The sequence below is a fragment of the Undibacterium sp. 14-3-2 genome (assembly GCF_016595265.1).
In the GTDB taxonomy this organism is placed as follows: Bacteria; Pseudomonadota; Gammaproteobacteria; order Burkholderiales; family Burkholderiaceae_D; genus Undibacterium; species Undibacterium aquatile.
This window is the reverse complement of sequence record NZ_JAENGS010000001.1, coordinates 824,767-836,463: the sequence shown is the minus strand read 5'-3', so window position 1 is coordinate 836,463 and position 11,697 is coordinate 824,767. Positions and strand designations below refer to the sequence as shown.

General features: G+C 52.5%; 13 protein-coding genes. 5 read left to right on the top strand and 8 right to left on the bottom strand.

Annotation, left to right across the window (positions count from 1 at the left end; genetic code table 11):
• Positions 1–66: 66 nt before the first annotated feature.
• From Undi14_RS03730 to mpl, 8 genes are all read right to left on the bottom strand, one after another.
• Positions 67–528: a hypothetical protein gene (locus Undi14_RS03730; RefSeq protein ID WP_200177946.1), complete on the bottom strand. Its 462-nt coding sequence runs from the start codon at positions 526–528 to the stop codon at positions 67–69.
• The gene (mtgA, locus tag Undi14_RS03725) at positions 525–1,220 is read right to left on the bottom strand and encodes a monofunctional biosynthetic peptidoglycan transglycosylase (protein ID WP_200177945.1); all 696 of its coding nucleotides are present in this window, start codon (positions 1,218–1,220) and stop codon (positions 525–527) included. The genes Undi14_RS03730 and mtgA overlap by 4 nt, the downstream gene beginning before the upstream one ends.
• Positions 1,220–2,074, bottom strand: coding sequence for a shikimate dehydrogenase (gene aroE, locus Undi14_RS03720; protein ID WP_200177944.1), 855 nt, complete (start codon positions 2,072–2,074; stop codon positions 1,220–1,222). The genes mtgA and aroE overlap by 1 nt, the downstream gene beginning before the upstream one ends.
• Positions 2,071–2,964, bottom strand: coding sequence for a TonB family protein (locus Undi14_RS03715; protein ID WP_200178223.1), 894 nt, complete (start codon positions 2,962–2,964; stop codon positions 2,071–2,073). Before Undi14_RS03715 ends, aroE begins: the two co-directional genes overlap by 4 nt.
• A 35-nt stretch (positions 2,965–2,999) precedes the next feature.
• Positions 3,000–5,108 carry a ribonuclease catalytic domain-containing protein gene (locus Undi14_RS03710; RefSeq protein ID WP_200177943.1) on the bottom strand — a complete coding sequence of 703 codons (2,109 nt, stop codon included), beginning with the start codon at positions 5,106–5,108 and terminating at the stop codon, positions 3,000–3,002.
• Positions 5,109–5,262: 154 nt separating this feature from the next.
• Positions 5,263–5,883, bottom strand: a complete 621-nt coding sequence (locus Undi14_RS03705) for a chorismate lyase (protein WP_370589876.1) — start codon at positions 5,881–5,883, stop codon at positions 5,263–5,265.
• A gap of 2 nt (positions 5,884–5,885) precedes the next feature.
• Positions 5,886–6,467 carry a YqiA/YcfP family alpha/beta fold hydrolase gene (locus Undi14_RS03700; RefSeq protein WP_200177942.1) on the bottom strand — a complete coding sequence of 194 codons (582 nt, stop codon included), beginning with the start codon at positions 6,465–6,467 and terminating at the stop codon, positions 5,886–5,888.
• Positions 6,464–7,858, bottom strand: coding sequence for a UDP-N-acetylmuramate:L-alanyl-gamma-D-glutamyl-meso-diaminopimelate ligase (gene mpl / locus Undi14_RS03695; protein WP_200177941.1), 1,395 nt, complete (start codon positions 7,856–7,858; stop codon positions 6,464–6,466). The genes Undi14_RS03700 and mpl overlap by 4 nt, the downstream gene beginning before the upstream one ends.
• Positions 7,859–7,951: 93 nt before the next feature.
• On the opposite strand from mpl, the gene Undi14_RS03690 reads away from it, so the two are divergent.
• The 5 genes from Undi14_RS03690 (at position 7,952) to accC (ending at position 11,661) form a co-directional block, all read left to right on the top strand.
• The gene (locus Undi14_RS03690; protein ID WP_200177940.1) at positions 7,952–8,575 is read left to right on the top strand and encodes a hypothetical protein; all 624 of its coding nucleotides are present in this window, start codon (positions 7,952–7,954) and stop codon (positions 8,573–8,575) included.
• Positions 8,572–9,114, top strand: a complete 543-nt coding sequence (locus Undi14_RS03685; RefSeq protein WP_200177939.1) for a TlpA disulfide reductase family protein — start codon at positions 8,572–8,574, stop codon at positions 9,112–9,114. Before Undi14_RS03690 ends, Undi14_RS03685 begins: the two co-directional genes overlap by 4 nt.
• Positions 9,115–9,186: 72 nt before the next feature.
• Positions 9,187–9,624, top strand: coding sequence for a type II 3-dehydroquinate dehydratase (aroQ, locus tag Undi14_RS03680; RefSeq protein ID WP_186884817.1), 438 nt, complete (start codon positions 9,187–9,189; stop codon positions 9,622–9,624).
• 145 nt (positions 9,625–9,769) lie between these two features.
• Positions 9,770–10,228, top strand: coding sequence for an acetyl-CoA carboxylase biotin carboxyl carrier protein (gene accB / locus Undi14_RS03675; RefSeq protein ID WP_186884816.1), 459 nt, complete (start codon positions 9,770–9,772; stop codon positions 10,226–10,228).
• Positions 10,229–10,293: 65 nt separating this feature from the next.
• On the top strand, positions 10,294–11,661 hold the full coding sequence (gene accC, locus Undi14_RS03670) for an acetyl-CoA carboxylase biotin carboxylase subunit (protein ID WP_186884815.1): 1,368 nt from the start codon (positions 10,294–10,296) through the stop codon (positions 11,659–11,661).
• Positions 11,662–11,697 lie beyond the last annotated feature (36 nt).

Sequence of the window (11,697 nt, the reverse complement as noted above, 5' to 3'; positions counted from 1 at the left end):
TCGCGTACATCCTGCGAACAGCTCGCAAACAATAAAAACATGCGCGCTACATTTGCGCTGCGACTGTCAGCGCTGTGCCTTTTGCAAGGCTTTTTCCAATGCTTTCAATCGCAAGTCTTGCTCAGCATTACTGGCGGACGCTTCCTCAACCGGAGGCGGAGGTTTCACGAATCCCTTAGCATCATTGAGCTTGATATTTGTACTGGTCGGATTACTGTCAAGACAGGCGGTATCTGAATATACGGTTTTGCCATCAATGGTACAACGACGCACGCCAGATTCAACCGTGGCTGCCTGGCGGACACCGCTGCTATTTTGCCCCGGCAGACTGAGTTCCTGTATGCCCGTCACATTTTTCAATTCATTACCAATCACATTCGCCGACTTTCCCCATTTCGACCAGACATCCTGCATCGGTAAATGTCCGTAACGTATCGTGTATAAAAAGCCCATCGATACTAAGCCCAGTAACATAAATAAAACAGAAACCCAGATCAGGCTCAGGCCGCGTTGTCGTTGTAAATTCATGGCACCTCCGCGTAATTCATACGTTTTAAAATTAATTCAGTCCTTCTCTGTAAGTATCCGGACCCCTGATTTTTATCAAAGTAGCGGGGCTTCGGCAGCATCACCGCTAACCGCGCCGCTTGTGCTGGCCCCAGGTTGGCCGCACTGGTGCGGTAATAATGCTGGGCTGCTGCTTCGGCACCAAATACACCAATGCCCCACTCGACCGAATTCAGATAAATCTCTAATATCCGGCGCTTACTCATGCAGGCTTCGAGCATGTAAGTAATGACCAGCTCCTGTCCTTTGCGCAGATAACTACGCTGACCCGATAAGAACAAATTTTTTGCGAGTTGCTGTGTGATCGTGGAACCACCGGAAACCACCTTGCCCTTTTTCTGATTCTTTTCGTAGGCCTTTTGCATGGCTTCCCAATCGACACCTTCATGATCCACAAAAGTATCATCTTCCGAGGCAATCACCGCGCGTTTCAGATGCGTGGAAATGCGGTTATACGGCACCCATTTATGCTGTAACTGCGCATCCGGATTTTTTTCCTGCAACACGCTGAGTTGCTGGCGCATGAAACTGGTGGAAGAAGGATTGAAATTAATCCACCAGCAAATCTGCAACAGAAAATACGCTTGCAGCAAAATCACCAGCAGCAGCGGCACCGCAACCAGCCAGAGCAGTAACCTGCGGAATAATTTCATTACGCCTCCGCAGTGGCATTCAATGCTTGTCGCAAATCAGCCAGCACCGTTAATGTGTCCGGCCGCACTCCGCGCCAGATAAAAAAAGCTTCCGCCGCCTGCTCTACCAACATGCCAAGACCATCGCGACATTGCGCGCCGTGTATCGCCGCAAAACGCAAAAATGCCGTTGGCTGCGCGCCATACATCAGATCGTAAGCCAGCGTTCCGGTATCAAACAAGCTGCCCGCCAGTGGCGGCACATCGTCATGCAAACTGGCAGAAGTCGCATTGATGATCACATCAAAACGACCGTCAACATCGGTAAAAGTCTGGGAGGAAACCGGAATCTGAGGCAAATATTGTTGTGCCAGTTGCTGCAGCTCCTGCGCCTTCGATAAGGTGCGGTTGGCGATCACCAGTTCTGCCGGCAATTGCTCAAGTATAGGCAATAAGCTACCGCGGGCCGCGCCACCTGCACCGAGCAAGAGAACGCGCTTGCCCTGCAGAGATACGCCCGCATTACGCACGATGTCGGTCACCAGTCCGATGCCGTCCGTGTTGTCGCCAAGAATTTTATCGCCGTCAAAGCGCAAAGTATTGACGGCACCTGCGGCAGCGGCACGGGTCGTCAATTCAGTTGCCAATGCGCAGGCGTCCAGCTTGAATGGCACGGTTACATTCGCACCTTTGCCACCCTGCTGCCGGAACGTCTGCACACTGGCGGCAAAGCCATCCAATGGTGCCTGCAAACGCTGATATTCCAGCGCCTGTGCAGTCTGCGCTGCAAATGCTGCGTGGATATACGGCGACTTGCTGTGCGCAACAGGATTGCCGATCACGACATAGTGATCTGGTGTTGCGGTCTGCGTCATTTTTTACCTCCACGCAATTCTGTTTCTAACTGCTGATCGCGCGTGAATTTGAAGCGGGTGATGACCACCCATAAATCGTCTTTATCGTCCGAGCGCATGTTTTGCGGAAACTTGCCAAACGGTGCCGCACTGCGCACGATACGCAACGCGGCTTTATCGAGCGCTTTATTGCCAGACGATTTTTCTATGCGCGGGCCGCCTTCTTTTTCATAAATGGTGCCATCCTGAAAAATCGGGATATACACTATTAATTCGCCATAGAGTTTCTTCCCATCCTTTTGTGGGAAATTCAGGGTGCCGAAATCTTCTATGCGTTTTTGCAGCTCTTTGTAATACATTGCATAGCCAACTTTTTGCGTACTTGGCGTGATGAAGGTTTTACGCGGACGTTTATTCTGATCTTCAATGGTCTGCGAAATCTCTGCAGCCATCCGGGCTAACGCTTTGCTGGTATCGAGATCGTCGCTGCCTTTATTCGGTGTACGGCTGTCATCGAGGCGACGTTTTTCTTGCTGCGGCAAGCGGAAATTTTCTTTACGTTTAGCCTGATCAAGCAATTGCTGTTGCTGCTGTTCCAGCTCTTCTATGCGTTTGGTGGCGGTACGGATATTGTCGCCATCTTCGCTTCTGTTCATATCCGGCAACGGCGATTTACTGCGACCGCTGTCATGGGCGCCACCACCGTCAAGATCGGCTTGTGCCAGCGCATCCGCTTTCAACGGCTTGCGGTCATGTTTGGAATTGACCAGTATCACTTCCAGCCCGGGGTCTGCGGCCTGCGTTTCTGCAGGCTTGGGTGCGACGAAATGAACCAGCAGCAATGCCGCATGAACGACCACGGAAATGGTAACCGCAATCGTGAGTATCAAATTATCAAACACGGATTTCATGGGCATGCTATCTGTCTTTTCTGTCGCGCTATTCATTACTCGGCTTGTGGCTGAATGTTGTCACTATCACTGCTGTTGTTGCTACTACTGTCTGCATCTGACACGGCTTCCTGATTGCCGGTTGCAGCGCTACCATCATCCGGCAATGCATCGACCGCATTTTCCAGTGCATTTTCAAGTTCGGCATCCATTTCAGCTTCGAGCACTTCATCTTCACCGATCTCTGTGACGGTTCCCAGCACTTCGAGTATGCGTGCCTCAACGCTGAGATCGACTTCATCCCAGCGTAAAATATCGAGTCGGACTTGCGCGCCACGGGCAGTCTGCGGCATGCCTGGCAAGCGGATCACCAGCGGAATCTCAACCAGACGCAGAATCTCGTCTTTCAACACCACCGCATCGACCTGACGCGCCTGTTCCTGCTCCAGCCAACGCAGGCACCAGTAACGTTCCATATTGGTCTGGAAATCGTTGTACGCAGAATACGCTGCATCAAAGCCGGAAACGATCGCAAACAAATCGGCATCTTTCGGTTTGAACGGTGCCACCAGCGGCGCAGTCACACCGTGTTGTACGCAAGCGATGATCTGCCACTGGTTCACCAAATCCGTGTAACGGCGCAATGGTGATGTACTCCATGCATACTGATCCACGCCCAAGCCCTGATGCGGTGCCGCGTGCGTCAGCATACGGACTTGCATGCGGCCAGCCCAGCCGCCCTGACCACGACCGCCCGCCACGCCCTGCGCGCGATAAATGCCGGGGATGCCGTGATCCGCCATCAATTTACCCCAGGTGCTGTTGGCGAAAATCATCAGCTCCGCGACCATCTTGTCGAGCGGCGCGCCGCGTTTGCGACGGACAATGCTGACGACATCGTCTTCGACATAAAAATTGAAATCGACGCGATTGGTTTGTTCCGGCTTCATGCCGAAACTTTCACGCTTCGCCATACGTCCCTGTTCCAGCACCAGCGCCCATTTCCAGATCTGCGCAATCTCGGCTTTATGCGGATAGTCACCCGCATCGTTCGCCAGATTTTCTTCGGTCACCAGCGCATCGAGATCGTTATGCCGCAAATTCGACGCCATAGGCACCGCTTCGACTTTAGTTTCCGTACCGATGACGGACCAGTCGGCGGTATCCAGCGTCGCGTACAACGACAAAGCAGGCCGGGTTTGCCCGGCACCAAGCGTGTAGGTGTCGACCAGCTCATCTGGCAACATGGTGATTTTGTCGCCCGGCATATACACGGTGGACATACGCGCCCGCGCCAGCTGATCAATCGCGTCGCCGCGTGCCACGCCTAAGGCCGGTGCGGCAATGTGGATACCGACGCGCAACTTGCCGTCACCCAGATCAACGACGGAAAACGCATCGTCAATTTCAGTCGTCGTCACGTCATCGATAGAAAATGCCTGCACATCGGCGACCGGTAAATCGGTTGGTAAGGCCGGTATCGTAATCGCCGGAAAACCCAGACCTTTGGGGAAATGCTCGAAATAAAATTTCGCCAGATGCAGCTCTTTCGGACTGCGGATGCCGCCGGTCGCCAGCATCAGGCGTGAGGCCGACATTTGCAGCGCATCGCAGGCTTCTGCCAGCGCTTTGTATTCGATGGTGTTTTTATCCGGTTTGAACAAGAGTTGCAAAGCGAGTGGTTTCATCGCTTCCGGCAAACGATGCTGCTTCAGCTCATCCACGTAGCCAGCTTGTATCAGCAATTGCTGTTTTTTCTTTTCGATACCGGCGAGTGCGGCTTTCAGCGATGCTTCCGGCGCAGCCTTGTAACGGCCACGACCTTTTTTGTAGAAATACACTGGCGCGGAATGCAATGCAAAAATCAGGCTGGCGGCTTCCACTGGCTGCGGTGCATGGCCGAAATATTCAGCGCCGAGTTCAGCAAAGCCGAATTCTTCCTGACCGGCGACTTCCCATAAAAATTCGAGATCAATATCTGCCGCGGCTGCGCGTGCCTGTTCAATCAGCGTGACCGGATCAGGTGCAGCAAATTGCAACAACACATCCTTGGCTTTGATTTTGCTGCGTTTACCGCTCGCCAGTTCGACCTGATAGGCCTCGCCTGCCTGCGACATCATGCTGCCCGCTTTAAAATCGCCCGATTCTTCAAAAAATAAATTCATGCAAGACTTCTTTTCTTCATTTTTACGTCTGTATTTTTATCAATCGGGGGGAGTATCTTGTATTTTCAGCCTAATGTCTTTGTATTTAAAAGGCTTTTTAAAATACTCCCCCCAGTATATTTTTCCGGTTTTTCCCCGTTTCCCGCTTCACGCTTCAGCGCAGTTTGCGCACTGTTTCCGGCAACTTGTGCGGCAATGTCAGCACTGCGGGCAAAAACACCTCAGTCACCAGCAGGCAGGCACCTTTACGCCAGAATAGGGAACGTCGCGCCGTCAGACTGCGTTCTGCCGACAGCCGCGGCAATACCCGCACGATGCGACGCATCAGCGGATGCGTCTGATGCAAGCGAGCATACGATAATGTGCCGCGCACCACCTGCGGATCATTAAACAAGGTGCTGCCTAAAGAACGCTCTCCCAACCCCTGAAACAAAGGCCATTGCGTTGCCGTTGCACTCAGCGGCACCACGGTATGGCCGTAAATCATTGCTTCGCCATCGCAGCGCAGTATCACTTCGCGCACATGCACCTGACTCCGTTGCGGTAATCCGATCACAGCGTACTCATCCGGCAGACACAACGCCTTGTGCTGCGACAAACGCTGCACCCGGAATTGCGTACAACGTGCGGTCAGTCTGGCCGTCAGCGAATCGCGGTTGGTCAGCCAATCCTGCATCGCCGGCCGCCGGTCGATGGTGTTGACATGCTCAACCCAGTGCGCCAGCGTCGCATGGCGGAATGCAGGAATCAGAGCGCTTGCGCCAGAATCACGCACCGTCAGACCTCATCATCACAAAAAGCCATGACCAGACCGAGGTAATCAGCGAACTCCGCAATGCCGTGATCGCTGCCTTCGATAATTTTCTGTTTTGCTCCCGGATAATGCGCAAGCATTTCACGCCAGTCGAGTACTTCATCGCCGGTCGCCGCCAGCAAAAAATAACGTTCAGGCCGGGTAATTTTTTCGACTGCCAATGCCCGCAATTGCGCGACGTATTCCGCTTTGAACTCAAACACTTGGTCGCTGTGATAATACGTCGTCACACCGACATAACTTTCCAGATCGCGTGGCGGTTTGACAGCCGGATTCAGCAGCACGGCTTTACAAGCATATTTTTCCGCCAGCCAGGTCGCATAGAAACCGCCTAACGACGAACCTATCACTGTCAATTTTGCGCGTTGCGCCGGATCAGCTTTGGCAATGATGGCTTCCGCCTGCGCGATTGCTTCCGCCGGTGATGGCGATAATGCAGGGCAAAAAAATTCATGCGCGCGTCCCAGTGCCTGCATATGTTGCTGCATCATCCGCGCTTTGTAAGACTGCGGTGAGGAACGAAAACCATGCAGGTAGAGAATCATGCTGCGGCAACCTCAGCCTGCGCGCGGGCTTTGAGCGCATCGAGTAATTTTTGATGCACACCGCCGAAGCCACCATTACTCATGATCAGCACATAATCACCGGGCCGCGCCTGACGGACGATCGCTTCAACCAACTCGGGGATCACGGAAAAAGTCGCCAGCTTGTCACCCAGCGGTGCCAGCGTTTCTGCTAGATCCCAGCCGAGCGCATCTTTGCCTTCATGCGCACCGAAACCAAATACCAGATCAGCTTCTGCCAGACTGCCGGGCAGCGCTTGTTTCATGGTGCCGAGTTTCATGGTATTCGAACGGGGTTCGAGCACAGCCAGAATGCGGGCGTCGCCCACTTTGCGGCGCAATCCGGCGACCGTCGTCGCCACTGCGGTCGGATGATGGGCGAAATCATCGATCACGGTAATGCCGTTTTCGACGCCGCGCACTTCCATGCGTCGTTTGACATTCACAAACTGCGCCAGCGCTTCAATGGCAATCTCAGGCTTCACACCGACATGGCGGGCGGCAGCAATCGCAGCCAGGGCATTCTGACGATTATGTTCGCCATTCAGTTGCCATTGCACCGTACCCTGACATTCATCATTGAAAAAGACGTCGAAATCTTCACCGTCTTTCAAGACGATGCGCCATTCCTGTTCGCTGCCGAAAAACTCTTTCTCGCTCCAGCAACCGCGCTGCAGCACGCGTTGCAGAGACGCATTCTGGCCATTGACAATCAGACGTCCGACACCGGGAACAGTGCGCACCAAATGGTGGAATTGCGTTTCTATCGCGCCGACATCAGGGAAAATATCGGCGTGGTCGTATTCAAGATTATTCAGAATCGCCGTCTTGGCGTGGTAATGCACGAACTTGCTGCGCTTATCAAAGAACGCGGTATCGTATTCATCGGCCTCAATCACGAAAAAATCTGAAGCATGATTGCCTTGCAAACGCGCGGAAATGCCGAAATTCAGTGGCACGCCACCGATCAGAAAACCCGGCGCGTAACCGGCATATTCGAGTATCCAGGTCAGCATTGCCGAGGTCGTGGTTTTGCCGTGCGTGCCAGCTACCGCGAGTACCCACTTATGGCGCAGGATATGATCGCCCATCCATTGCGGGCCGGAAACATAGGGCAAGCCGCGATTCAGAATTTCTTCCATCAAAGGATTGCCGCGCGACACGACGTTACCAACCACGTACAAATCCGGCTCCAGCGCGATTTGCTCGGCACCGAAGCCCTGCGTGAGCGTAATGCCCTGCGCTTCCAACTGTGTGCTCATCGGTGGATAAACGTTGGCATCACAGCCCGTTACGGTGTGTCCGGCTTCCTTTGCCAGCACAGCCAGCCCGCCCATGAACGTGCCGCAAATACCTAAGATATGAATGTGCATAATTTAACTAAATTTCAGAATCCCGCAATTCTACCTGACTGCGCCCGTGTTTCCCTATGCACAAAGGCGCAGATGTTAGGTTATGATGCCGCCATGATGATTCACACTCCCAACGAAGCCGAAGCCCTGCGGGCTGAAATCGCCATGCTGGCGGCACGCATGATCGCTGAAGACGGCGCAGACTATGCGACCGCCAAGCGCAAGGCTGCCAAACAGTTATTGGGGAACCGCAAAATCAAGGGCGATGTGCTGCCAGACAATGCGCAGATCGAGCAGGAAGTCCGTGAATACAATGAACTCTTCTTTGGCGACACGCAGCCGCAAAGGCTGCTCCATTTAAGACAACTCGCTGCCGGACTGATGGAAGAGCTGGCGCGCTTTCATCCGTATCTGGTGGGCGCGGTACTGAATGGAACGGCGGGCAACCATACCGACATCTATCTGCATTTATATACAGACAATACCAAAGACGTCGCTATTTATCTGCTGAACAGGGATATTCAGTTTGAAGTCTCAGAGCATTTCAATAATCGCAATGAAAGCGTAGAAACCCTGAGTTTCCTGCATGAAAATGAAGGCGTACACCTCGTCTTGCATGACCATGATGCGATCCGTAACGGTGGCGGCAAGAGCCTGGAACGCGCCAATTTGCAGGCATTAAAAGCACTGATGCAGGAAACTGCGGACCAATCTGTCGGAAAGAAAGACCTGATATGAATAAACGATTTATCTCCATCGCCCTGCTTTGCGGCACATTATTCGGCGCGCTGGGCATTTACGCCGGAAATCTGATGACAGCGCCCGAAACACCGCAAGGCGATGCCGTCAAACAATTAATGGCAAAGACTTTGCCAGACAGCAATGGCAAGCAACAATCCTTAGCACAATGGAATCAACGCCTGCTGGTGGTGAATTTCTGGGCAACCTGGTGCGCCCCCTGCGTACAGGAAATGCCGGAATTATCGGAGTTGCAGCAGGAATTGAAAGGCAAACCGGTACAAATTCTTGGCCTTGGCATAGACAGCCCCACCAATATCAGCGAATTCGCAAAAAAACTGAACGTCAGCTACCCGCTGTATGTGGCTGGACTCGATGGCAGCGAATTATCGCGCCAACTCGGAAATAAAGCGGGCGGCCTGCCATTTACGGTGCTGATTTCCGCTGATGGCAAGGTGCTGAAAAGCTATCTGGGTCGCCTGAAGATGAATGAGCTGCGCGCCGATATCGCCAAATTTTCTGCGGAAAAGGCCAAGTAAGTTGATTTTTCCTTGCCAATTTGCTGTCATTAGCGGCAAAATGCGGCCATCTTCGTCAAATTGAATGTGACTATGGCGCGCAAACTATTGCTGCTGAATGGCCCCAATCTGAATTTACTCGGCACCCGCGAGCCTGCCGTTTATGGCTCGACCACGCTTGCCGACATCGAATCCGCGGCACAGGCACAAGCCGCCGCCGCTGGCGCTGAACTGATCAGCTTTCAAAGCAATCACGAAGGTGCGCTGATCGACAGAATACACGCCGCGCGCGCTGAAAAAGTCGATGCGATTGTCATTAATCCCGGTGGACTGACCCATACCAGCGTTGCCCTGAGGGATGCGCTGGCAGGCGTTGCCATTCCTTTCGTCGAAATTCACATCTCGAATATTCATCAGCGCGAGAGCTTCCGTCACCATTCTTTTCTGTCCGCCATCGCCAAAGGAGTGATTTGCGGCCTTGGTACCGACGGTTATCGACTGGCTATTGATTTTTCTCTAAAAAATATCTAATTTCGCTCTTCTTCGTGCATTTAACGAATATTTTCGTTTAATTTAATGTACAATCACTTTTTTTCCGGCATTGCAGGAACGTCAGAAACGTTCTATATTGCGCGCTCTCATTAATTCAGAACTACTTTTTTCTAGGGGATTCCACATGGATTTAAGAAAACTCAAAACCCTGATTGACCTCGTTGCAGAATCGGATATCGCCGAACTCGAAGTCACAGAAGGTGAAGGCAAAGTCCGTATCGTTAAATCTTCGGCATTACCTCAGAATCAAGTGGTCATGATGCAGCAGCCACAACAGCAACAGATGGCACCAAGTGCAGCGCCAGTTGCTGCCGCGCCAGTCGTCGCAGCGGCACCGGTGGTACCGGAAGGCAATATCGTGAAATCCCCGATGGTCGGTACTTTCTACCGCTCATCCGCTCCTGGCGCCGCACCTTTTGCAGATATCGGCAAAAGCGTCTCCAAAGGCGATACGCTGTGCATCATCGAAGCAATGAAATTGCTGAACGAAATCGAAAGTGACTTTGAAGGCACGATCAAGCAAATACTGGTGGAAAACGGCCAACCAGTTGAATTCGGCCAGCCTCTGTTCGTCATTGGCTAATTCCGGCAACGTGCCAGATGTCACTGCACTCATAGCAGCAACCATTGCCACAGCAAAGTTAAATCATGTTTGAAAAAATTCTTATCGCCAACCGTGGTGAAATCGCGCTCCGTATTCAGCGCGCCTGCCGCGAGATGGGCATTAAAACCGTGGTCGTGCATTCCGAAGCCGACCGCGAAGCAAAATACGTCAAACTCGCCGATGAATCTGTTTGTATCGGTCCTGCCGCTTCCAATTTAAGTTACCTCAGCATGCCAGCGATTATCAGTGCCGCTGAAGTGACTGATGCGCAGGCAATCCATCCGGGTTATGGCTTCTTGTCAGAGAATGCCGATTTTGCTGAACGCGTCGAGCAATCCGGTTTTGTTTTCATCGGCCCACGTGCCGAATCCATCCGTCTGATGGGCGATAAAGTATCGGCCAAGCACGCGATGATAGAAGCGGGCGTTCCCTGCGTTCCGGGTTCAGAAGGCGCCTTGCCTGATGATCCGAAAGCGATTGTGCAGACGGCCCGTAAAGTGGGTTATCCAGTCATCATCAAAGCAGCAGGCGGCGGTGGCGGACGCGGTATGCGCGTTGTCCACACAGAAGCCGCGTTGATCAATGCAGTGGCAATGACGAAAACCGAAGCTGGTGCTGCATTCGGCAATCCTGAAGTGTATATGGAAAAATTCCTGGAAAATCCACGCCACGTGGAAATCCAGATTCTGGCCGATCAACATGGTAACGCGGTCTGGCTGGGTGAGCGCGATTGCTCTATGCAGCGCCGCCATCAGAAAGTGATAGAAGAAGCGCCTGCACCTGGCATTCCACGCAAGATTATCGAAAAAATCGGCGACCGTTGCGCTGCAGCCTGCCGCAAGATAGGCTACCGTGGCGCTGGTACATTTGAATTTTTGTACGAAAACGGCGAGTTTTATTTCATCGAAATGAATACCCGTGTGCAGGTTGAACATCCGGTAACCGAAATGATTACCGGCGTGGATATTGTGCAGGAACAAATCCGCATTGCATTCAATGAGAAGTTGCGCTTCAAACAAAGCGATATCACGCTCAAAGGCCATGCGATCGAGTGCCGTATCAATGCAGAAGATCCATTTAAATTCACACCATCACCAGGTCGCATCACATCCTGGCACGCGCCGGGTGGCCCTGGTATCCGTGTTGATTCTCACGCGTATGCAGGCTACTTCGTGCCGCCTTATTATGATTCGATGATAGGCAAAGTCATTTCTTACGGCGAAACACGCGAACAAGCGATCCGCCGTATGCAGATTGCGCTGTCGGAAATGGTGGTGGAAGGCATACAGACCAATATTGCCCTGCATCGTGAGTTGATGATTGATGCGCGCTTTATCGAGGGTGGCACCAATATTCATTACCTCGAACATAAACTGGCAGATATGCCGGATCTGGCAAAGAAAAATCAATAATCATCACCACGGATCTTGCGTTATGAAAATGGCGCA